Origin of the sequence: Bradyrhizobium sp. HKCCYLRH3061, assembly GCF_051168015.1 — a bacterium.
Taxonomy (GTDB): Bacteria; Pseudomonadota; Alphaproteobacteria; order Rhizobiales; family Xanthobacteraceae; genus Bradyrhizobium.
In genome coordinates this window covers 228,211-248,798 of record NZ_JBNPUE010000009.1, presented here as the reverse complement: position 1 = coordinate 248,798, position 20,588 = coordinate 228,211, and the positions used below count along the sequence as shown (strand labels likewise).

Sequence of the window (20,588 nt, the reverse complement as noted above, 5' to 3'; positions counted from 1 at the left end):
TCACCACTGCCGCTGCCGCCACACGCGCCGCGCGGTTTCGAAACCGGCGAATCCGTGTTAACCATTGGTTTAGAACATGGGTGTTGGGCGCACGGCTGACCGGCCCGGCCCCGCGCGGACCAGAACCTTCCGGGCGCCGCCTCATTACGTGGCGCTTGTGACCGCAAGCCCTCCGCATCATCGGCGGACCAGGGCGCGGGAGACGCCAACGATTTCTTCGCGCGACGCCAGCCCGGCCGCAAGAACGAAGGCCCGCTTCGAGGCGGGCCGCTGCCCGATTCCCGATCAGACGTGCACCCGATGCCGGCGCGGTCAGCGCTGCGTGCAAACGCAGCGTCGCGCCCATCACCACCGATTGGAGCAGCCCCGATGGCTGATGAGTCCGTAGTCGCATCCATCATTCCCTGGCGAGAGCCGAAGACGGCCAAGCCGCGTCCGAAGCGCGCCAAGGTCGTCAAGCCACGCCCGCGGCCCCGAGCCGACAAGGCCGAGAAAGCCAAGATGGCGGCGCTCGACGACGAGATGCTCGCGTCCGAGACGCTGATCATGCCGGACTTCCTGGACTACGTGAACGAGCCGGCGAAAGCTCCGGCCGTTGCCGAGGCGTCGCGCACGGGGGCGGCTGCCAGCGCGGCCGCCGCGGCGATCCCGGCCGCAGCGCCGCCGGCCACGATACCGCCGCGCGATGCGCCGGCCGCGACCGAGGCCGAGGTCGTGCAGGCCGCCGCGCCGATCACGCCGACGAAGCCCGCGCGCGCTGGCATCACCGCCTCGTCGGTCCTGCTGCAACTGGCCGCACTGGCGCTGGCCGCGGTCGGCATGGCCATGAACGGCTGGTTCGCCCATTCGCTCGGCTCGAACAGCACCGCGGGCAATATGTTCCTGGCTGTCGGCGTCACCGCCGACCTCGTCGCGCTGGTGATGCCGACCTGCGCCGCGCGGCTGTGGCAGGCGCGCCACCGCGCCTCGGCACTGACCGGCTGGGCGGTGTGGCTGATGACCTTCGTGTTCGCGGTCACCGCCGGCATCGGCTTCGCCTCCACCAACATCAGCGACGTCACCTTGGCGCGCGCCTCGCGCGTGACGCCCGCGGTGCAGGCGGCGCAGACCGCGCTCGCCGACGCCATGACCGCGCGCGACCGCGAGTGCAAGGGCGGCGTCGGCAAGTTCTGCCGCGAGCGCGAGGCCGCCGTTGCCGAGCGCCGGCTGGCGCTGGACGCGGCGATGTCCACGGTCAGCCAGACCGCCGATCCGCAGACTGAGGCCGCGATCAAGCTGGTGGCGTGGGTGTCGCGCGGCGTGGTGAAGCCCTCCGCCGACGACTTCGTCATGCTCCGCCTGATCCTGCTGGCGCTCCTGCCGCAGATCGGCGGCATCCTGCTGATGGTCGGGCGAAGGGTGTGAGAGTTCCTTGTCGCCGCCGGCGATTGTTTCGCCGGGGTCGGCTCAGCGCCTGCTGCGGCCGCGCGAACGCTGCGGACGATGCGCGGCGCGCCACGCGCTCTCGAGCACGCTGCGCAGGCGAGCGGCGTCGACGTCGGCGAGCGACACGGTGGTCCAGCCCTGATCACCCCATTTGTTGGGGACCCGGCGAAACACGCCGGGCTGCAGGCCGGCATGGTGCTCCTGCTCGTCGGGCGAGAGCAGGACATTGGCGGATGCGCCATCGGCGGCGAGGGTCGCGAAGGTCCGGTGCAGCTTGAACGCGGTGCGATCGAAGTGAGGCGCCTCGGTCGCTCCGGCAAACGACAGAGCGAGGCTGCGAAATTCGTCACCGGTCATCTCGACGCGCCTCTTGCGATCGTATTCGAAGGATATGACTAGCACCGGCCAGCGCGGTCCGCCATGCGGTGTCCCCGCCGCCCTGCACGCGAACGTGAAGACCGCCACCCCAAGCCCTTGATGCACGTCAAAACTAAACGCCATCGTTTCTATATGGCTTGTCGCAGGATGCGATCAAAGGAGAGCAAGACATGGCGGCACAGAGCACGATGCAGGTTTACTTGAACTGGGCCAGGGAGCGCCTCCATGAGATGGATGCAGCGCTGGAGTCGCTCGGCGTCAAGGCAGCCGAGGCCGAAGCAGCATCCAAAGTGAAGACCGACGAGATCATGGCGGACCTGAAGAAGCGCCGCAGCGATCTCGAGGCCCTGCTCAAGACGCAAGCCGAGGCCGGCGAAGCCGCGCTGGCCAGCGCGAAGACGGAACTGGACGCGCACTGGGCCGGATTCGAGGCGCAGATGAGTGCCTATTTCGAAGCGGCCGGCAGGCAGGCCGCGCAGCAGCAGGCGACCTTCAAGGACATTGCCGCCGCCCAGGCCAAGGCTTGGCGCGAGTCGGCCGACAGGTTTCGCGAGGCCGCGACCAAGGTGACGACGGCCGGCACCACCGATCTCGACGCCGTGCTGAAGCAGCTCAAATCCGACGCGTCGGCGGCCGGCGCTCATCTCGAGAAGCTGAAACAGACGGGCAGCGAGTCCTGGTCGGTGCTCAGTGCCGCCCTGAGCGAATCCCGCAAGGCGTTCGATCAGGCCAATCAGGCGGCCTGGAATGCGTTGAAGGGGCCGGGCGCGAAGAGCTGAGGGCAAGCCCGCGACAGCGACAAGGCAACGACCGTTGGGGACTGAGTTCAGTTCCCGTTCGGTCGATTCCGTTGCGGGGCGCCGCTCACGCCCGGACTGATCGCGAGCGTGGTGCCGGCGGCACCTCCGGCCTCATAGGCGGCCGTCGACACCATCCGGCTCGTGCTGCGCGCCGACCGCAGCTTCAGGTCGAGCTTGTCGAACTCGGCATCGACCACCGAGGTCTTGAGCACGACCAGGCCGCGGCCGGTGGTTTCGTTGGCCTGATCGCGGCTCGCCTTCATTGCCACGAGGCGGTCGGCGATCGACACCACCATGCCGAGGGCGAAGGAGGCATTGGCGAGATGCCGGTCCTGATGCCGGAACCGGCGGTAGTCGGCCGAGGTCTTGTAGCGGCCGAGCTCGGCGCGCACGGCGTTGTCGATCAATTCCGCCAGATAATGCGCAACCTCGACATCCGCCGGGAGACCGAAGAACACATAGCTCGCTTCGCCGGCCGGGTTCTTCTCGCGCCAGACCCGGCAATCGCAGAAATGCGCGATCGCGCCGATGCAGTCGTCCAGCGGAATGCGCTTCTTGCGATGGGTTTCGTAGACCTTGCGCTCGCACGCCGACGCCCGCAGCTCGAGGTCGGACAGCGACAGGTCGTGGCGATCGAGCAGTTCGGCGACCTTGGCGGCCGCGGACAGCGCCTCGTCCTCGGTGCAGCCATTGGCGATGGTTTTCGCGCGCAACGCCTGGATGCGGGCCTTGAGCCTGTCGAGGGCGACAGGATCAGCGGCGGGACGATCGAATGTCTGGCTCACCGGTCAGGCTCCAAAGAAGGCGCGGCAGGATTGCGCCGTGGACACGAGCACCCACCACAGACGCCGACGATCGACGTCGTGTGATCCCTCGTTCTCATCAATGCGCAAACCGTCGTGCGTCCCAGGCCAGTGACATCGCAGGCGTCATTCATGGTGCTGGTGAGCCGTTGGAGGACCGCAATCGACTTGGCTCGTCATTGGCAGATGGAGCAACCGGGGACATTCGCAGACAGCACTCATCGACTGTATCTCACGGGCCTCGCGCCTTGAAAAGCCTGGCGGGGGGATGCCGAGGACCGGCGTTACGGCCGGGATTGCAGTGCGCGCAGCGCGAGCGTCCGACGCAGCAAATTGAGACTGGTGGTGAAACGCAGAGTGGTTCCAGCGTGGCGGATGCGCCGGTGCGATGGCACTATCGGAGAGCGTGCACGGGCGCATCCACGGGGAGAAGGGAGCATGCGATGAAGCAGATCAAGGGTCCCGCCATCTTTCTCGCCCAGTTCGCCGGAGATACGGCGCCTTTCAATTCGCTGGATTCGATTTGCGGATGGGCGGCCTCGCTCGGCTATGAGGGGGTTCAGATCCCCAGTTGGGACGGCCGGCTCTTCGACCTCCATAGGGCGTCCGAGTCGCAGGACTATGCCGACGAGGTGAAGGGCATTGCGGCGCGCCACGGATTGGCGATCACCGAGCTCTCGACGCATCTCCAAGGCCAGCTCGTTGCCGTTCACCCGGCCTATGATGCGGCCTTCGACGGGTTCGCGGCGCCCGAGGTTCGCGGCAATCCGCAAGCGCGGACCGATTGGGCCATAGATCAGGTCAAGCGGGCGATCCAGGCTTCACGGCGGCTCGGGCTCACCGCGCATGCGACGTTTTCCGGCGCCTTGGCGTGGCCCTACATCTATCCATGGCCGCAGCGTCCACCTGGACTCGTCGAAGCTGCGTTCGACGAACTCGCGCGGCGCTGGCGCCCCATCCTCGACCATGCGGAGGAACATGGGGTCGATCTCGCCTATGAGATCCATCCTGGCGAGGACCTGCACGACGGCGTCTCCTACGAGATGTTCCTGCAGCGGGTGGGCAATCACAAGCGCGCCAATCTGCTGTACGATCCCTCGCACTTCGTTCTGCAGCAGCTCGATTATCTCGCCTACATCGATATCTATCACGAGCGCATCAAGGCGTTTCACGTCAAGGACGCCGAGTTCAATCCGACCGGGCGCCAGGGCGTCTATGGCGGATTCCAGAGCTGGGCCGATCGGGCCGGCCGCTTCCGCTCGCTCGGGGACGGCCAGGTCGATTTCGGCGCGATCTTCTCGAAGCTGACGCAATACGGCTATGGCAGCTGGGCCGTGCTGGAATGGGAGTGCGCCATCAAGCATCCCGAACAGGGTGCGCGTGAGGGCGCCGAGTTCATCAGGAGCCATATCATCGAGGTCACAGAGAAGGCTTTTGATGATTTCGCCGGCTCCGGCACCGACGACATGGCGAACCGCAAGATGCTGGGCCTGTCCTGAGGGAGGAACAGATGGCCATCGACGCAAGCCATGAAGCCGGTCGACAGGCGCGCATCCGGCTGGGAATGGTCGGCGGCGGACAAGGGGCCTTCATCGGCGCCGTCCATCGCATCGCCGCACGCATCGACGACCAGTTCGAGCTGGTGGCCGGCGCGCTCGCATCCGATTCTACCCGCGCCAAGGCCTCGGCCAAGGAGATCGGGCTTGCCGACGATCGCGCCTATGGCTCGTTCGAAGAGATGGCCAGGGCCGAAGCGGCGCGCACTGACGGCATCGAGGCGGTCGCGATCGTCACGCCGAACCACGTGCACGCCCCGGTCGCGAAAGCCTTCCTTCAGGCCGGCATCCATGTGATCTGCGACAAGCCGCTGACGACGACCTTGGCCGAGGCCGAAGAGCTGGTGGCCCTGGTCCGATCGACGGGCAAGGTGTTCGTGGTGACGCACAACTACACCGGCTATCCGATGGTGCGGCAGGCGCGGGCGATGGTCGCGAGCGGCGAGCTCGGCGACATCAGGCTGGTGCACGCCGAATATCTCCAGGACTGGCTGACCGAGCGGCTGGAGCAGAGCGATCACAAGCAGGCGGCGTGGCGCACCGACCCCGCCCGCTCCGGCCCGGGCGGCTGCATCGGCGACATCGGGACGCACGCCTACAACCTCGCCTGCTTCGTCAGCGGGCTCGAGCTCGATGAGCTGCTCGCGCAGCTGTCGACCTTCGTCCCGGGGCGTCGTCTCGACGACGACGTTCAGATCCTCCTCAGATGGAAAGGCGGCGCGAGGGGCATGCTGTGGGCGAGCCAGGTGGCGGTCGGTCATGAGAACGGCCTGACCTTGCGCGTCTCCGGCAGCAAGGGCGGCCTCGAATGGGCGCAGGAGAATCCGAACCAGCTCTGGTTCACGCCTTACGGACGGCCCAAGCAGCTCCTGACCCGCGGCGGGGCGGGCACGCTCGGCGCGGCCGCGCGCGTCACCCGCATCCCCTCCGGCCACCCCGAGGGCTATCTCGAAGGCTTTGCCACCATCTACGCCGAGGCCGCCCACGCCATCCGCGCGGCCAGGGTCGGCGAGAAGCCGGATCGCGATGTGCTCTTCCCGACCATCGAGGAAGGCCTGGCCGGCGTGAAGTTCATCGATGCAGCCGTCAGATCATCGGCCGCCAAGGGCGCGTGGATCCGGATGAGTTGACGCCGACACGCCGTCCCGAAGCTTCTGGCGTTATAGGCGCTCGAACGCCAGCCGGAAGACTGCAACGGACATCTGCGAACGTTTTGCTGGCGGAGAGGGAGGGATTCGAACCCCCGATAGGCTTGCACCTATGCCGCATTTCGAGTGCGGTGCATTCAACCACTCTGCCACCTCTCCAGGCGCAAATCAGGGGCGAGCCCCCGGGTCGGGCGCCGTTCTAGGGCACGATGCGGGGAGTGACAAGGCAGCCGGTCGAAATTTTCCGGGGGCTCGCGCAGGCGCGCCATTGCGGTCCGCTCGGGGAAGCGGACCGCACGCGGCGGCTGAACGGCTGCACCGCTCGCCCCGCGCTCCGACGGCCCCAGACTGACGCGGGCCGTCGAACCCGATGGTCTGCGCAGCGCCCGTCAGCGGAACAGGTCGAAATGGTAGTTCAAGCCGACCCGCACGGAGTGGATCTTGGCCGCCCGCCAGTCCGGCAGGTCGTCGTGCTTGAGGTCAGTGTAGAGATATTCGAGCTTCGCCGACCATTTCGGCTGGAACGCCCATTCGGCGCCAGCGCCCGCGGTCCAGCCCATCTTCATCTTGTGGATCGGCCCGTCCTTCAACTCGCCCGCCGCAAGACCCGCCGTACCATACAGCCACAGGCGCTGGTCGAGCACCGCGATGCCGGCGCGTGCGCGGCCGGAGGTGAGCCAGGGCATGCTGACGGCCGGATTGACGACGTCGCCCTTGCGCGAGAGGCCGGTGAATTCGAGATCGTTCTCGATGCCGACCACGAACATCGGCGAGATCTGGTAGTTGTAGCCGGCCTGCCCGCCGCCGATCACGCCGGACAGCTTGCCGCCATTGCCGCCGGCGGCGTTCGTGAAGGAGTCGTTTCCGGTGAAGGCGCCGCCGACATTGGCGCCGGCATAGAAGCCGGTCCAGGAGAACGGCGCCGGTGCGGCCGCATAGGCCGGCGCCTTGTAGGAAGTCGCCGCCAGGTCCGCCGCCTCCGCCCCGCCGCAGCCCAGCGCCGCCAGCGCCATGGCGGCCATCCCGTATCTCGCGCGTCCGATCATCATGTCCTCACACTCCATCCGGCGCGAGATTGCGCCGTCAAAATCCCACCGCATTTGGGACACTGATTTATAAACCGACTAGTCGGTTTGTAAATAGATCTGCGTGATATCGATGGCGATTTCTGCCTGCGGTCGGCGCGGCGGCCGGCGACGGGAGGTCAGGGACAAAGGTGGGACCGCCGTACGCTGACACATACCGGCGGTCCCGTGTCGCTACATCTTGGGGAAACCGACGGAAGAGACGGGGGTCAATCCGGCCGGCCTGAGCGACACCGGCGACCCTGGGCCATCTGCGCGTGCATCGCAATGCGAACCGTTCCTTAACCTAACCAGTCAAGGTTACCGGGTTCCATCCCATCCGACTGGTTGTACGGCGGTTTTCCGCATGTCCTGGCGCCGGGAGACACCCCTGCTGCAGCGCAACATTGCCATCCCGTCAGGCCCTGGCAGACACGGTGCGGCCGCGTCAATGCTCAATCCTTCTTCTTCTTGGCCGCCTTCTTGTCGTCGGCCTTGTCCTCCTTGGACTTGTCGTCCTTGTCCTTGCGGCCGTTCTCCTTGCGGCGGTTGGTGAAGCGGGCATTGCCCAGGCCGGTGCCGATGGTCAGCACGCCCCAGCGCTCGAACTCCTGCATGAACGGCACCTCGGAGAGCCCCTGCACGACGCCGTCATTGTGCATCAGCACCGCGGTGTCGTGGTCGCCGATCATCGGGATCGCCTCGACCAGGCTGGCCGGCAGGTTGAACTTGCTGCTCTCCCAATTGCCCGGCAGGTTCTGCGCGCCCTTTTCGATCGAGCCGTCCTCGTTGATGACGCCGGGACAGGCGATGCCGATGAAAGGCGCAAGCTTGAGGCCCTCGGTGTCAGCCTCCTCGATCAGCCCCTTCAGCATCTTGGCGAGCCGCTTGACCGCACCTTCCCGCGTGGGCTCGTCATCGGCATGGCGCCAGAGATCGGACTTCCACACCGACGCTTTCGACAGATCCGGCGACTTCTTCCAGGCGGTCTCGACGACGCCGCAGCGGATGTTGGTGCCGCCGATGTCGACGGCGAGGATGCTGTCATGGGCCTCGAAGATCCACGACGGCGCCAGATGCAGTGCGCCGATCAGGCCGGCATCGTCGGGATGATAGCGGATCGGCTCCAGCTCGACGCCAAAGCCCTCGTCCTTGAGGATGATCTCGGTGCGCGCGATCGCCAGCTCGCCGAGCCGGGAATCGCGAAAACCGCCGCCGACCACGATGCATTCGGTCTTGGCCCAGGCCTTGGTGCGCAGGAAGCGGCGGGTGACATGGGCAAGCTCCTGGGCGAACTCCTCGATCGCGGAATGCACGACGGCCGAGGCCTCGGTGTCGTCGCCGACCAGGATCGCATCCAGAGTCTTCTTGCTGATGGTCTCGCTGTCCTCGTCACCGAACGGGTCCTTGCCGGACTTGCGCAACGGCTTGCGCCAGCGCTCCAGGATCTTGCGGAAGGCGCCCTTGGAGGCGCGGTCGCCGAGGAAGCCGTCCTCGTCCTTGAGCTCGATGTTGAAGCTGTCGATCTCGACCGACGGCAGCCGCGCGGCGCCGTGGCGGGCGATGCCCGTGGTGGTCATGACGTCGTCGGCCATATGATCCTGCCCTGTTGTGCGTTGGGCTCGGACAACGGCGGAGGGAACAGTTGGTTGCGGGTCCGGTGCGCCGGGTCGAGCGAATAGCGGCCGGGGGGCCGGGCATCCGTCCGGCCGGCAACCGTCCATTCACCTTGACTCGCCGGCTCACCCCGCTATAAGCGCCCGATCGACCGGCGCGGGCGTTCCTGCGCCGTTTGTCGTTGCGCTCTTTTCGGAGGCGTCAAAGCCTCGGGCGTAACTGCCGGCCCCGATCGGGCCGGACTCCATGAACCATAACGACTGAACAAGAAGCCGACCCGGGGCCATCGCGCTCTGAGGCCGGGATCGAACACGAAGGATGAGAACGATGTTCGCAGTCATCAAAACCGGCGGCAAGCAATACCGCGTCGCCCCGGATGATGTGCTCGAGATTGGCAAGATCGACGGTGAGCCCGGGACGATCGTGCAGCTGAACGAGGTGCTGGTGGTCGGCGGCGATACGCCGGTGCTGGGCATCCCTGCGGTGGCCGGCGCGTCCGTGGCCGTCGAGGTGCTGGACCATAAGCGCGGCCCCAAGGTCATCGCGTTCAAGAAGCGCCGCCGCAAGAATTCCCGCCGCAAGCGCGGCTACCGTGACGAGCTGACCTTGATCCGCGTCTCTGAGATCCTGACCGACAACGCCAAGCCGACCAAGGGCCCGCGCCCGAAGAAGGCCAAGGCGGAAGCCCCGGCGGCCGACGCCGCGGAGTAAGCGTGCCGGCGCGCGTCTCGCGCGCCGCACCGGCTTGAACCTCATCGCGCGTGGATTTTTTGTCCGCGCAGGTTGCAAATGTGAATGATCCCTTAGCGGAATCGCGCTAAAGGTGATCGCAAGAGATCGGAGACGAGCGATGGCTCACAAAAAGGCAGGCGGTTCATCCCGCAACGGACGCGACTCCAAGGGCAAGCGCCTCGGCATCAAGGCGTTCGGCGGCGAGCGCGTGATTCCCGGCAACATCATTGCGCGTCAGCGCGGCACCACCTGGCATCCCGGCCTCAACGTCGGCATGGGCACGGATCACACGATCTTCGCGAAAATCGACGGCGTCGTCGAATTCCATGCCCGCGCCAACCGCACGTTCATTTCGGTGCGTCCGGTAGCCGCCGAGGCTGCTGAATAGAATACGGTGGAACGATACGCGTCCGCCGGGTCCTGATGAACCGGCGGAGCGCCAGATGGCTCCAGGGGAGGCGGGACAACCGGCCTCCCCTTTTCATTTTCGCTGATCCGAAACTGATCCCGAAGCGTCGATGGAGCCCGACATGCTGCAGGACATCACCACCCCCACCTTGCGCGAGGCGAGACCTTGCGTCCTCGAGACCCCCCGGCTGACGCTGCGGGCGCCGGTGCTCGCGGACGTGACAGCCATCGCCCGGCTCGCCGACGACCGTGTTATCGCCGAGAATACCCGCCGCCTGCCGCATCCCTATTCGGAGGTCGATGCCGCTCGCTTCGTTCGCGGGCTGGAGCAGACGGGTGAGACCGCCTTCCTGATCGAGCACCTCGACACGCCGATCGGGATGGTCGGGATCAATCGACCAGCAACAGGCCGCGCCGAGCTCGGCTACTGGCTCGGCGTTGCGCATCGGGGCCGCGGCTTCGGCACCGAAGCCGCGCGCGCCGCGATCGACCATTTCTTCGAGACGAGCGAGGACAATGTGCTGATCGGGCACGCCCGCGTCAGCAACCCAGCCTCGCGCAACATCCTCGAAAAGTGCGGCTTCCAATGGACCGGCGTCGAGCTGCACCGCTTCGAGGTGATCGGCTCCTCGGCGCCCATCGACGCCTTCCGCCTGACCCGTGGGGTCTGGTCGTCGCTGAAGGCCTGGGCCAATGCGGGGCGGCGGATTTAGCCGAGGCGACCGCTCCATCACTCGTGTCGTCCCGGCCTCGAGCCGGGACCCATAGCCACCGAAATCGGTGGTGGGATCACGCTGGAGCCACAGCCTTCTCCACCACAGGCCGCACGGAGTCTGGGTCCCGGCTCGAGGCCGGGACGACGGCGGTGAACGCCGCTACACCGGGGGATTCACCGCACCCTGTCCCTGCCCCAGGCTGCGTTCGCGCAAGTAGATGTACAGCCCCGCGCCGATGATGATGATGGCGCCGATGATGGTCGCCGGGTGCGGCACATCGCCGAACACGACGAAGCCGAACAGCACGGCCCAGACGATCATCGTGTACTGATAAGGCACGACGACCGAAGCCGGGGCCAGCTTCAGCGAGCGGTTGACGCAGAAGAGAGCGGTCACCGAGATGAGACCGGCGGCGGCGAACAGCACCAGGCTGCCGGGTGTCGGCGTCACCCAGCCGAACGAGGACATCGCGGCGCCGAGCAGGAAGGTCCCGACGAACTGCGACGACGCCATCACGATGTCGGGCGTCGAGCGCAGCGAACGCGTGATCAGCATCAGCACCGCGAACGACAGACTGCCGCCGAGCGCGATCAAGGCCGGCAGGCTGAAGGTCTGCGCCGAGGGCCGCAGCGCAATCAGCACGCCGCAGAAGCCGATCAGGATCGCGGTCCAGCGCCGCCAGCCGACATGCTCGCGCAGCACCAGCGCCGACAGCGCGGTGACGAAGATGGGGCCGGCGAGATAGTAGGTGATGACGTCGGCGAGCGGCAGATAGACGGTGGCGAGGAAGAACGCCGCCACCTCCAACGTCGACAGGATCACGCGCACCAGCTGCAGCCAGGGACGCTCGAGCTGCAGGAACGCGGCGCGGTTGCGCCAGATGAACGGTGCGAGCAAGAGCAGGGCCGCACAGGCGCGCAGCCACAGCAGCTGGCCGACGGCATAGGTCGAGACCAGGAACTTGCCCAAGGCATCGCCGAACGAGAACATCGCGATCGACAGCAGCATCAGGCCGATGCCGGCGAGCCGCGCCGAGCGCTCATCGTTGGCGGTGGAGATTCGGGACAGCACGCTCATGACGAGGCTGCCTTATCAGCCCGACCGCGGTGGCTCCAGCCCTTCCGCCGAAAGCGTGACGCAGCCCTGCCGCAACCCCTGCGCAACGCTTGTCCAAGTCGTGCGCAGCGCGGCTTTACCGCTCGAAATTAAGGCTTCGGGCCGAATTAAACCCATTCCGCGGTTGCCGTGGGGACCCGCCTCGCCTACGTAGGGCGCATCATGAAATTCCTCGATGAAGCCAAGGTCTATGTGCGCTCCGGCGACGGCGGCAACGGTTGCGTTGCGTTCCGGCGCGAGAAGTTCATCGAGTTCGGTGGGCCGAACGGCGGCAATGGCGGCCGCGGCGGCGACGTGATCATCGAGGCTGTCGATGGACTCAACACCCTGATCGACTACCGCTACCAGCAGCATTTCAAGGCCCAGAAGGGCGAGAACGGCATGGGCAAGGACCGCCATGGCGCCGGCGGCAAGTCCGTGGTGCTCAAGGTTCCCGTCGGCACCCAGATCTTCGACGAGGACCGCGAGACGCTGATCCACGACTTTACCGCGGTCGGCGAACGGTTCGTGCTGGCCGAGGGCGGCAATGGCGGCTTCGGCAACGCGCACTTCAAGTCGCCGACCAACCGGGCGCCGCGCAACGCCAATCCCGGTCAGCCCGGCGAGGAGCGCTGGATCTGGCTGCGCATGAAGCTGATCGCCGATGCCGGCCTGGTCGGGCTGCCGAATGCCGGCAAGTCGACCTTCCTGTCCAAGGTCTCGGCCGCCAAGCCGAAGATCGCCGATTATCCGTTCACCACCCTGCATCCGCAGCTCGGCGTCGTGAATTCCGACGGCCGCGAATTCGTGCTGGCCGACATTCCCGGCCTGATCGAGGGCGCGCATGAGGGCGCCGGCCTCGGCGACCGCTTCCTCGGCCATGTCGAGCGCTGCCGCGTGCTGCTGCATCTGGTCGACGCCACCTGCGAGCACGCCGGCAAGGCCTACAAGACCGTGCGGCACGAGCTCGAAGCCTATGGCGGCGAGCTGACCGACAAGATCGAGATCGTCGCGCTGAACAAGATCGACGCGGTCGACCCGGACGAGCTGAAGAAGCAGAGAGACCGGCTGAAGCGCGCCGCCAAGAAGACGCCGCTGCTGATCTCCGGCGCCACGGGCGAAGGCGTCAAGGAAGCCCTGCGCAAGCTCGCCGACGTCGTTGGGGAGTCGCCGGTCTCCAACAAGGCCAAGAACGCGGTCGAGAATGCTGCGACCGAGGAGCCGTGGGCGGCCCCGGTGCCACCGCAGGGCTGAGGCTCGAACCGAACCTTGCGCTGCGGACTGAGCCCGGCGCATATGTCGCAGCACCAAATTCGTATCTTACCTCTGAAGGACTGCCGACCGGCATTCGCTCAAGGTTGTTTGCAAGCGATCGCCTAGAGATCGGTGCACTCCCTCCCCCCTTGTGGGGGAGGGTTGGGGAGGGGGGTGCCCCGGCGGCGGTCTTGCCGTGTGGACCCCCACCCCCGACCCCTCCCCGCAAAAGGGAGGGGAGCGCACCACCTTTCGTGGCGCCAGCTCCACTCGATCTTGAGAGTCCGCCCATGGCAGCTGACTTGACCGAATTCACCATGGCACCCCGTCTCGAAAATTTCCGCCGCATCGTCGTCAAGGTCGGCTCGTCGCTGCTGGTCGATTCCGAGGCCGGCGAAGTCCGCGCCTCCTGGCTGACGGCGCTGGCCGCCGACATCGCCCGGCTGCATGGCCGCGGCTGCGAGCTGCTGGTGGTGTCGTCGGGCTCGATCGCGCTCGGCCGCAGCCGGCTGAAGCTGCCGCGGGGACCATTGAAGCTGGAGGAGAGCCAGGCGGCGGCCGCGGTCGGCCAGATCGCGCTGGCGCGGATCTGGTCGGAGGTGCTCGGCGCCCATGGCATCGGCGCCGGCCAGATCCTGGTGACCCTGCAGGACACCGAGGAGCGCCGCCGCTATCTCAACGCGCGCTCGACGATCGCCAAACTGCTGGAATGGCGCGCGGTGCCTGTCATCAACGAGAACGATACGGTCGCCACCGCCGAAATCCGCTACGGGGACAATGACCGTCTCGCCGCCCGCGTCGCCACCATGGCCAGCGCCGACCTGCTGGTGCTGCTGTCGGACATCGACGGCCTCTACACCGCGCCGCCCGCGCAGGATCCCAACGCCCGGCTGATCCCCGTGGTCGAGAGCATCACCGCCGACATCGAGGCGATGGCCGGCAGCGCGGCATCCGAACTGTCCCGCGGCGGCATGAAGACCAAGATCGAGGCCGCGAAGATCGCGACCACCGGCGGCACCCACATGCTGATCGCCTCCGGCAAGATCGAGCATCCGCTGGCGGCGATCGCCAATGGCGGCCGCTGCACCTGGTTCCTGACCCCGGCCAATCCGGTCACCTCGCGAAAACGCTGGATCGCCGGCTCGCTGGAGCCGAAGGGCACGCTGACGATCGACGCCGGTGCGGTCAACGCCCTGCGCGCCGGCAAGAGCCTGCTGCCGGCCGGCGTGATCAAGGTCGAGGGACAGTTTGCCCGCGGCGACGCGGTGGTGGTGCGCGGGCCCGACACCCACGAGATCGGCCGCGGCCTCATCGCCTACGACGCCGATGACGCCGAGCGCATCAAGGGCCGCTCCTCGCCTGATGTCGCAATCATTCTCGGCGTGTCGGGACGAGCGGAGATGATCCATCGCGACGATCTGGTGATCGGCCCGGCGGGCGTGGGGCCGGCCTAGAGCCCCGCCGCCGACGTTCGCAAATGGCCGCTTTCCGTGCTACTGGAGAGCCTTAATTCAAGGTTGAACCGCCCATGACCGCGCCTCTCAAGGCTATCGACGGCAGCGCCGATCTGCCCCAGCTGATGAACGATCTCGCCAAGCGCGCCCGTGCGGCGGCGCGTGTGCTGTCGCTGGCGCCGGCCGAGCAGAAGAACCGCGCGCTGGAGGCGATGGAGCGGCGGATCCGCGCCCGCGCCGACGCCATCATCGCCGCCAATGCCGAGGACGTCGCCGACGCCAAGGCGGCCGGCATGACCTCGTCCTTCCTTGATCGCCTGACATTGACCCCGGCCCGCGTCGCTGCGATGGCCGACGGCATCGCCGTGGTACGTGGCGTCGCCGATCCGGTCGGCGTGGTCACCGAGAGCTGGCAGCGGCCGAACGGCATGACCATCGAACGCGTGCGGGTGCCGCTGGGCGTGATCGCCGTGATCTTCGAGAGCCGCCCCAACGTCGCGGCCGACGCCGGCGTGCTCTGCCTGAAGTCCGGCAATGCCGTGATCCTGCGCGGCGGCTCGGACTCGTTCCGCTCCTGCCGCGCCATCCATGAATGCCTGGTGGAGGGCCTGCGCGAGGCGGGCCTGCCGGAGGCCGCGATCACGCTGGTGCCGACGCGCGACCGCGCGGCCGTCGGGCTGCTGCTGTCGGGCCTGAACGGCGGTGTCGACGTGATCGTGCCGCGTGGCGGCAAGAGCCTGGTCGCGCGCGTCGAGGCCGAGGCGCGCGTGCCGGTGTTCGCGCATCTCGAAGGCGTGAACCACGTCTATGTCGATGGCGCCGCCGACCTGGAGATGGCCAAGTCGATCGTGCTGAACGCCAAGATGCGCCGCACCGGCGTGTGCGGCGCGGCCGAGACCTTGCTGATCGATCGCGCCTCGCAGGACAAGATCAAGCCGCTGGTCGACCTGCTGATCGGCGCCGGCTGCGAGGTGCGTGGCGACGATGCCGTGCGCGCGGCGGATGCGCGGGTGAAGCCGGCCAGCAACGAGGATTGGGACACCGAATATCTCGACGCCATCATCGCCGCGAGGGTCGTCGACGGCGTCGATGGCGCGATCGCTCACATCCACGCGCATGGCTCGCATCATACCGATGCGATCGTCACCGACGACAATGCGGCCGCCGACAAGTTCCTCAACGAGGTCGACTCGGCGATCGTGCTGCACAACGCCTCGACCCAGTTCGCCGACGGCGGCGAATTTGGTTTTGGCGCCGAGATCGGCATCGCCACCGGCAAATTCCATGCGCGCGGCCCAGTCGGCGTCGAGCAGCTCACCAGCTTCAAATACCGGATCCACGGCACCGGGCAGACGCGGCCATGACGGCCGCATCTTGTGGTTGAGTCGCACGAGCAGCAGGGGGCAGCCGTGACCGACACCACAGCCATGCGCCTTGCGATCCGCCAGGCGCTGCCGCCCTACAGTGACGGCATGCGCATCGGCCTGCTCGGCGGCTCGTTCAATCCGCCGCACCAGGCGCACCGCGCGATCAGCCTGTTCGCGCTGAAGCGGCTGCAGCTCGACCGTGTCTGGTGGCTGGTCACGCCGGGGAATCCGCTCAAGAACAATGGCGGGCTGCATGCGCTGGCCGAACGCGCCGAAGCGGCGCGCAAGGTCGCCGCCGATCCGCGCATCGAGATCAGCTGTCTCGAATCCGTCATCGGCACTCGCTACACTGCCGACACGATCGATTATCTGCGCCGGCGTGCCTCCCGCCTGCGCTTCGTGTGGATCATGGGCGCCGACAATCTCGCGCAGTTCCATCGCTGGCAGAAGTGGCAGCACATCGCGGCCCAGGTGCCGATGGCTGTGGTCGATCGTCCGCCCCGCAGCTTCCGCGCCCTGAACGCGCCCGCCGCACGCGCCCTAGCGCGGTATCGTATACCGGAAGCGCAAGCCAGCCGTCTGGCCGACCGCGCCGCTCCAGCCTGGGTCTACCTCACCGGCCTGAAGCTCAGCCTGTCCTCGACTGGGCTGAGGAACCCGGACGGCAGTTGGAAGTCGTTCTGAATGGCCGCGCATTCCCATCGCGCGCGGCACCGGATATGCATGGAACTTTCCGTCCCCGCTACGGTCCGAAGCGGGACGGCGTCGACGCTGTCGGGCCGGACGACCGGGGTACTGGATTGTTGAAACCATTAACCCCACATGCCTAGTATGGTCAGCAGGCCGGGTTGGATTCGGCCTGCGATACAGTGAAAGGAATGGTCCCTGACCACATCTGTATTGTCCCAGTCGGCCTTACCCAAGACGAAGGCAACGACTACCAAGTCGGCGACAGCCAAGTCAGCGCGTAAGACGTCGACCCAAGATGCGGCCTTGCAGGCGCAACCCGACGCCGACAAGACCCTGCGCACGATCCTCTCCCGCCTCGAAGACATGAAGGCGGAGGAGACGATCACGATCGATCTTCACGGCAAATCGGCCTATTCCGACTACATGGTCATCACCACGGGCCGCTCGAACCGGCACGTCGGGTCGATCGCGGAAAACGTCGCCAAGGGCCTGAAGGAAGCCGGCACCAAGAAGCTCCACATCGAGGGCCTGCCCAATTGCGATTGGGTGCTGATCGATTCCGGCGACGTGATCGTGCACGTGTTCCGACCCGAGGTTCGCGAGTTCTACAATCTCGAGCGATTGTGGACTCAAGGGCCGAACCCGGCCAAGGCGGTCTAGGCGGCCCCACGCCGCGGCGGATGCGAATCGTGGCGCGCACGTGCTAGTCCGTGCGCATGCGCCTGATCGTGGTCGCCATCGGCCGGTTGAAGCAGGGTCCCGAGCGGGAGCTCGCGGAGCGCTACCGCGAGCGTTTCGACGACATCGGCCGAAAGCTCGGCTTTCGCGGCCTCGACATCCATGAAATCCCGGAAAGCCGCGCGCGCGATGCGGCGACACGCATGACCGAGGAGGCCGCCGCGATATCGGCGGCGGTCCCGGACAAGTCCGTGCTCGTCTGCCTCGACGAGCGTGGCCGGAATGTCGACAGCACAACCTTTGCGGGTTATCTTGGGCGCTGGCGGGACGAAGGCATTCCGGCTGCCGTCTTCGCAATCGGCGGTGCCGACGGACTTTCGCCCGATTTGCGGCGCAGAGCCAAGCTCGGGGTTGCGTTTGGCGCCGCCACCTGGCCGCACCAAATCGTCCGCGTCCTGCTGCTCGAGCAGATTTACCGTACTGCTACGATCCTTGCCGGTCACCCCTATCACCGCGCTTGAACAAGGGACGATGGGAGCACAATAAGGACCTCGATGTTCGCTGCGCGGCCCCTCTCCTGCTCCCCAAGACCTGCCCGCGGCGGCCAGTCCTGCCGTGCGTCGCTCATCGCGCTCGTTGTGGTGTTCTCCGGATGTCCGGCGCTGGCGCAGAGCGGACTCCGGCCCTCCATCCCCGGTACGGCATCACCGACGCCGGCCACCCCGGAGCAGTTGAAGCAGCGCGAACAGGAGCTCGAGGCCGCCCGCGCGGCCCAGAAGGCCGCCGCTGAGGCCCAGGAGCGGCTGAAGGCCGACATCGCCGCGCTCGGCGAGGATCGCGGCAAGCTCAACCAGCAACTGATCGACGTCGCGGCGCAGGTGCGGAGCGTCGAAGTGCGCGTTGCCGAGGCCGAAACGCGGCTGCGCGGGCTCGACGGCCGCGAGCAGGATCTGCGGACGTCGCTGGAAACGCGGCGGACCGAGATCATCGAGGTTCTTGCCGCACTGCAGCGCGCCGGCCGCCGCACCCCGCCGGCCCTGCTCGTCCGTCCCGAGGATGCGCTGCAATCCCTGCGGACCGCGATGCTGCTGGGCTCGGTGATCCCCGAGATGCGAAGCCGAGCCGAAAAGCTCTCGACCGATCTCGGCGAGCTCGTCGCCATCCGCAAGACGATCGCCAGCGAACGCGACAAGCTCGCCGGCGACCGCGACAGGCTGCGCACCGATCAGACCCGTCTCGCGGCCCTGGTGGAGGAACGCCAGCGCAAGCAGAGCTCGGCCGAAAAGGACATGGAAGCCGAAAGCGCGCGCGCCGCCGTGCTGGCCCAGCAGATCGACTCGCTGCAGGGGCTGATCACGACGATGGAGCTGGACCTCAAGAGCGCGGCCAAGGCTGCGTCGACGGCGAGCCTGCAGGGGGTGCCGGTCAACAGCAAGCCGGACGCGAATGCGCTGCGCAACCCAGGCCGCAAGGCGCCCGCGATCGCGTTCGCCTCGACCAAGGGCATGCTGGCGTTTCCTGTCAACGGCACCAAAATCCGCGAATTTGGCGCATCGGACGGTGCCGGCGGCTCGGATAAAGGCATTTCTTTGGCAACCCGGCCAGGAGCTCAGGTCACAACCCCGTGTGATGGCTGGGTTGTGTATGCGGGTCCCTTCCGTAGCTACGGACAACTCTTGATCCTCAACGCCGGTGGCGGGTATCATGTCCTGATCGCCGGGATGGAGCGCATTTCCGTCAACATCGGGCAGTTTGTTCAGACGGGAGAGCCGGTCGCGATCATGGGTAACAGCTCCCAGGTTGCCTCCATTCTCGCTACCAACGCGAGTCAACCAGTGCTCTATGTCGAGTTCCGTAAGGACGGCACTCCAATCGATCCAGGCCCATGGTGGGCCGCAAATGAAGGCGAAAAGGTACGCGGATGATGCGTAAGACTTCGGTAATTCTCCTGAGCGCGGCCACCGGTGCGGCATTGACCCTGTTCGTCTCGCAACCGCGCGCGGTGTTGATGGGATCGACGGCGCGCGCCGCGACCGCCGATACCTATCGCCAGCTCAACCTGTTCGGCGACGTGTTCGAGCGGGTGCGCAGCGATTATGTCGAGAAGCCCGACGATTCGAAGCTGGTCGAGTCCGCGATCAGCGGCATGCTCTCGGGCCTCGATCCGCATTCGAGCTACATGGATGCGAAGAGCTTCCGCGACATGCAGGTGCAGACCCGCGGCGAGTTCGGCGGCCTCGGCATCGAGGTGACGATGGAAGACGGCCTGATCAAGGTGGTGTCGCCGATCGACGATACGCCGGCCTCGAAGGCAGGCATCCAGGCCAACGACATCATCACCAATCTCGACGACGAAGCCGTGCAGGGCCTGACCCTCAACCAGGCGGTCGAGAAGATGCGCGGCCCGGTCGGCACCAAGATCAAGCTGAAGGTCGTGCGCAAGGGCGCCGACAATCCGCTGGACGTGACGCTGACCCGCGACAACATCCGCGTCCGTTCGGTGCGCTCGCGCACCGAGAGCGACGACATCGCCTATATCCGCATCACCACCTTCAACGAGCAGACCACCGAGGGCCTGAAGAAGAGCATCGCCGACCTGCAGAACCAGATCGGTGACAAGCTGAAGGGCTACATCATCGACCTGCGCAACAACCCGGGCGGCCTGCTCGAGGAGGCGGTCACCGTCTCCGACGCGTTCCTGGAGCGCGGCGAGATCGTCTCGACCCGCGGCCGCAATGCCGAGGAGACGCAGCGCCGCGCGGCACATGCCGGCGACCTCACCAAGGGCAAGCCGGTCATCGTGCTGATCAATGGCGGCTCGGCGTCGGCGTCGGAGATCGTGGCCGGCGCGCTGCAGGACCACAAGCGCGCGACGCTGGTCGGCACCCGCTCGTTCGGCAAGGGCTCGGTGCAGACCATCATCCCGCTCGGCGCCGGCAACGGCGCGCTGCGGCTGACCACCGCGCGCTACTACACGCCGTCGGGCAAATCGATCCAGGCCAAGGGCATCGTGCCCGACATCGAGGTGCTGCAGGACGTGCCGGATGAGCTGAAATCGCGCACCGACACCAAGGGCGAGGCGTCGCTGCGCGGCCATCTGAAGAACGACGGCGACGAGAAGACCGGCTCGCAGTCCTACGTGCCGCCGGACACCAAGGACGACAAGGCGCTCAAAATGGCTGCCGACCTGCTCCATGGCATCAAGAACAGCGCCAACACCCCGGCGCCGACCGAAAAGGCCGCGGCCGACAAGCCGGCCAAGGCGGCAAACTGAGGCCGCCGCCGGAGCGGCAGCCGACAGACGCGAAGTGGGTTTGAAGGGCGGCCTCCAGGCCGCCCTTTGTTTTTTGGACGGCTTCTCGTTTGCGGCTCCGCCGATCTACGGGCTTTCGGACACTGGCCC

Annotated in this window: 20 protein-coding genes and 1 tRNA gene; 15 read left to right on the top strand and 6 right to left on the bottom strand. The window is 66.8% G+C overall.

Annotation, left to right across the window (positions count from 1 at the left end; genetic code table 11):
• The first annotated feature begins 369 nt into the window (after nt 1-369).
• Nucleotides 370-1,404 carry a hypothetical protein gene (locus ACQR2C_RS17230; RefSeq protein WP_434881677.1) on the top strand — a complete coding sequence of 345 codons (1,035 nt, stop codon included), beginning with the start codon at nt 370-372 and terminating at the stop codon, nt 1,402-1,404.
• Between the two features lie 42 nt (nt 1,405-1,446).
• Here the strand turns inward: ACQR2C_RS17230 and ACQR2C_RS17225 are convergent, their stop codons facing one another.
• Entirely contained in the window at nt 1,447-1,782 is a 336-nt protein-coding gene (locus ACQR2C_RS17225) for an MmcQ/YjbR family DNA-binding protein (RefSeq protein ID WP_315800673.1), read from the bottom strand.
• A 191-nt stretch (nt 1,783-1,973) separates the two neighbouring features.
• Here ACQR2C_RS17225 and ACQR2C_RS17220 point away from each other — a divergent pair, with 191 nt between their 5' ends.
• The gene (locus ACQR2C_RS17220) at nt 1,974-2,582 is read left to right on the top strand and encodes a hypothetical protein (RefSeq protein WP_316180363.1); all 609 of its coding nucleotides are present in this window, start codon (nt 1,974-1,976) and stop codon (nt 2,580-2,582) included.
• A 47-nt stretch (nt 2,583-2,629) separates the two neighbouring features.
• Here ACQR2C_RS17220 and ACQR2C_RS17215 read toward each other — a convergent pair whose 3' ends face one another.
• Nucleotides 2,630-3,388: a DUF7168 domain-containing protein gene (locus ACQR2C_RS17215; RefSeq protein WP_316215536.1), complete on the bottom strand. Its 759-nt coding sequence runs from the start codon at nt 3,386-3,388 to the stop codon at nt 2,630-2,632.
• A 461-nt stretch (nt 3,389-3,849) separates the two neighbouring features.
• Here ACQR2C_RS17215 and ACQR2C_RS17210 point away from each other — a divergent pair, with 461 nt between their 5' ends.
• Both ACQR2C_RS17210 and ACQR2C_RS17205 read left to right on the top strand, forming a co-directional pair.
• Entirely contained in the window at nt 3,850-4,905 is a 1,056-nt protein-coding gene (locus ACQR2C_RS17210; protein WP_434881676.1) for a sugar phosphate isomerase/epimerase family protein, read from the top strand.
• An 11-nt stretch (nt 4,906-4,916) separates the two neighbouring features.
• On the top strand, nt 4,917-6,092 hold the full coding sequence (locus ACQR2C_RS17205; RefSeq protein WP_434881675.1) for a Gfo/Idh/MocA family protein: 1,176 nt from the start codon (nt 4,917-4,919) through the stop codon (nt 6,090-6,092).
• 87 nt (nt 6,093-6,179) lie between these two features.
• On the opposite strand, the gene ACQR2C_RS17200 is transcribed toward ACQR2C_RS17205, so the two are convergent.
• The 3 genes from ACQR2C_RS17200 to ACQR2C_RS17190 all read right to left on the bottom strand — a co-directional run bounded on the left by ACQR2C_RS17200 (nt 6,180) and on the right by ACQR2C_RS17190 (nt 8,769).
• Nucleotides 6,180-6,269, bottom strand: a tRNA-Ser gene (locus tag ACQR2C_RS17200).
• A 230-nt stretch (nt 6,270-6,499) separates the two neighbouring features.
• Complete coding sequence (locus ACQR2C_RS17195) at nt 6,500-7,156, bottom strand: outer membrane protein (protein ID WP_409997874.1); 657 nt, start codon at nt 7,154-7,156, stop codon at nt 6,500-6,502.
• 473 nt (nt 7,157-7,629) lie between these two features.
• Nucleotides 7,630-8,769, bottom strand: a complete 1,140-nt coding sequence (locus ACQR2C_RS17190; RefSeq protein WP_316180353.1) for an ROK family protein — start codon at nt 8,767-8,769, stop codon at nt 7,630-7,632.
• Nucleotides 8,770-9,118: 349 nt separating this feature from the next.
• Between ACQR2C_RS17190 and rplU the strand changes: the two genes are divergently transcribed.
• From rplU to ACQR2C_RS17175, 3 genes are all read left to right on the top strand, one after another.
• Entirely contained in the window at nt 9,119-9,502 is a 384-nt protein-coding gene (gene rplU / locus ACQR2C_RS17185; RefSeq protein WP_035648644.1) for a 50S ribosomal protein L21, read from the top strand.
• A 139-nt stretch (nt 9,503-9,641) separates the two neighbouring features.
• On the top strand, nt 9,642-9,911 hold the full coding sequence (gene rpmA / locus ACQR2C_RS17180; RefSeq protein WP_315715952.1) for a 50S ribosomal protein L27: 270 nt from the start codon (nt 9,642-9,644) through the stop codon (nt 9,909-9,911).
• A 142-nt stretch (nt 9,912-10,053) separates the two neighbouring features.
• The gene (locus ACQR2C_RS17175; RefSeq protein ID WP_316215531.1) at nt 10,054-10,644 is read left to right on the top strand and encodes a GNAT family N-acetyltransferase; all 591 of its coding nucleotides are present in this window, start codon (nt 10,054-10,056) and stop codon (nt 10,642-10,644) included.
• 162 nt (nt 10,645-10,806) lie between these two features.
• Here the strand turns inward: ACQR2C_RS17175 and ACQR2C_RS17170 are convergent, their stop codons facing one another.
• The gene (locus ACQR2C_RS17170; RefSeq protein WP_315800680.1) at nt 10,807-11,724 is read right to left on the bottom strand and encodes a DMT family transporter; all 918 of its coding nucleotides are present in this window, start codon (nt 11,722-11,724) and stop codon (nt 10,807-10,809) included.
• A gap of 201 nt (nt 11,725-11,925) precedes the next feature.
• Between ACQR2C_RS17170 and obgE the strand changes: the two genes are divergently transcribed.
• The 8 genes from obgE to ACQR2C_RS17130 all read left to right on the top strand — a co-directional run bounded on the left by obgE (nt 11,926) and on the right by ACQR2C_RS17130 (nt 20,459).
• On the top strand, nt 11,926-12,996 hold the full coding sequence (obgE, locus tag ACQR2C_RS17165) for a GTPase ObgE (RefSeq protein ID WP_315800681.1): 1,071 nt from the start codon (nt 11,926-11,928) through the stop codon (nt 12,994-12,996).
• A 317-nt stretch (nt 12,997-13,313) separates the two neighbouring features.
• Nucleotides 13,314-14,450, top strand: a complete 1,137-nt coding sequence (gene proB, locus ACQR2C_RS17160; RefSeq protein WP_315800923.1) for a glutamate 5-kinase — start codon at nt 13,314-13,316, stop codon at nt 14,448-14,450.
• 74 nt (nt 14,451-14,524) lie between these two features.
• Nucleotides 14,525-15,814, top strand: a complete 1,290-nt coding sequence (locus tag ACQR2C_RS17155; RefSeq protein ID WP_316238517.1) for a glutamate-5-semialdehyde dehydrogenase — start codon at nt 14,525-14,527, stop codon at nt 15,812-15,814.
• Nucleotides 15,815-15,877: 63 nt separating this feature from the next.
• Nucleotides 15,878-16,501, top strand: coding sequence for a nicotinate-nucleotide adenylyltransferase (locus ACQR2C_RS17150; protein ID WP_315800924.1), 624 nt, complete (start codon nt 15,878-15,880; stop codon nt 16,499-16,501).
• A gap of 309 nt (nt 16,502-16,810) precedes the next feature.
• A complete protein-coding gene (gene rsfS / locus ACQR2C_RS17145) occupies nt 16,811-17,167 on the top strand; it encodes a ribosome silencing factor (RefSeq protein WP_316180344.1) in 357 nt (118 codons plus the stop codon).
• A 56-nt stretch (nt 17,168-17,223) separates the two neighbouring features.
• The gene (gene rlmH, locus ACQR2C_RS17140; RefSeq protein ID WP_315800684.1) at nt 17,224-17,706 is read left to right on the top strand and encodes a 23S rRNA (pseudouridine(1915)-N(3))-methyltransferase RlmH; all 483 of its coding nucleotides are present in this window, start codon (nt 17,224-17,226) and stop codon (nt 17,704-17,706) included.
• A gap of 33 nt (nt 17,707-17,739) precedes the next feature.
• The gene (locus ACQR2C_RS17135) at nt 17,740-19,110 is read left to right on the top strand and encodes a murein hydrolase activator EnvC family protein (RefSeq protein ID WP_315800685.1); all 1,371 of its coding nucleotides are present in this window, start codon (nt 17,740-17,742) and stop codon (nt 19,108-19,110) included.
• Nucleotides 19,107-20,459: a S41 family peptidase gene (locus ACQR2C_RS17130; protein WP_315715943.1), complete on the top strand. Its 1,353-nt coding sequence runs from the start codon at nt 19,107-19,109 to the stop codon at nt 20,457-20,459. The genes ACQR2C_RS17135 and ACQR2C_RS17130 overlap by 4 nt, the downstream gene beginning before the upstream one ends.
• The last annotated feature ends 129 nt before the right edge of the window (nt 20,460-20,588 follow it).

Excerpts from the sequence above, each read along its gene's own strand:
- ACQR2C_RS17230 (WP_434881677.1), top strand. The coding sequence starts at position 370 with ATGGCTGATGAGTCCGTAGTCGCATCCATCATTCCCTGGCGAGAGCCG.
- ACQR2C_RS17225 (WP_315800673.1), bottom strand. The coding sequence starts at position 1,782 with ATGACCGGTGACGAATTTCGCAGCCTCGCTCTGTCGTTTGCCGGAGCG.
- ACQR2C_RS17220 (WP_316180363.1), top strand. The coding sequence starts at position 1,974 with ATGGCGGCACAGAGCACGATGCAGGTTTACTTGAACTGGGCCAGGGAG.
- ACQR2C_RS17210 (WP_434881676.1), top strand. The coding sequence starts at position 3,850 with ATGAAGCAGATCAAGGGTCCCGCCATCTTTCTCGCCCAGTTCGCCGGA.
- ACQR2C_RS17205 (WP_434881675.1), top strand. The coding sequence starts at position 4,917 with ATGGCCATCGACGCAAGCCATGAAGCCGGTCGACAGGCGCGCATCCGG.
- ACQR2C_RS17195 (WP_409997874.1), bottom strand. The coding sequence starts at position 7,156 with ATGATCGGACGCGCGAGATACGGGATGGCCGCCATGGCGCTGGCGGCG.
- ACQR2C_RS17190 (WP_316180353.1), bottom strand. The coding sequence starts at position 8,769 with ATGGCCGACGACGTCATGACCACCACGGGCATCGCCCGCCACGGCGCC.
- rplU (WP_035648644.1), top strand. The coding sequence starts at position 9,119 with ATGTTCGCAGTCATCAAAACCGGCGGCAAGCAATACCGCGTCGCCCCG.
- rpmA (WP_315715952.1), top strand. The coding sequence starts at position 9,642 with ATGGCTCACAAAAAGGCAGGCGGTTCATCCCGCAACGGACGCGACTCC.
- ACQR2C_RS17175 (WP_316215531.1), top strand. The coding sequence starts at position 10,054 with ATGCTGCAGGACATCACCACCCCCACCTTGCGCGAGGCGAGACCTTGC.
- ACQR2C_RS17170 (WP_315800680.1), bottom strand. The coding sequence starts at position 11,724 with ATGAGCGTGCTGTCCCGAATCTCCACCGCCAACGATGAGCGCTCGGCG.
- obgE (WP_315800681.1), top strand. The coding sequence starts at position 11,926 with ATGAAATTCCTCGATGAAGCCAAGGTCTATGTGCGCTCCGGCGACGGC.
- proB (WP_315800923.1), top strand. The coding sequence starts at position 13,314 with ATGGCACCCCGTCTCGAAAATTTCCGCCGCATCGTCGTCAAGGTCGGC.
- ACQR2C_RS17155 (WP_316238517.1), top strand. The coding sequence starts at position 14,525 with ATGACCGCGCCTCTCAAGGCTATCGACGGCAGCGCCGATCTGCCCCAG.
- ACQR2C_RS17150 (WP_315800924.1), top strand. The coding sequence starts at position 15,878 with ATGCGCCTTGCGATCCGCCAGGCGCTGCCGCCCTACAGTGACGGCATG.
- rlmH (WP_315800684.1), top strand. The coding sequence starts at position 17,224 with ATGCGCCTGATCGTGGTCGCCATCGGCCGGTTGAAGCAGGGTCCCGAG.
- ACQR2C_RS17135 (WP_315800685.1), top strand. The coding sequence starts at position 17,740 with ATGTTCGCTGCGCGGCCCCTCTCCTGCTCCCCAAGACCTGCCCGCGGC.
- ACQR2C_RS17130 (WP_315715943.1), top strand. The coding sequence starts at position 19,107 with ATGATGCGTAAGACTTCGGTAATTCTCCTGAGCGCGGCCACCGGTGCG.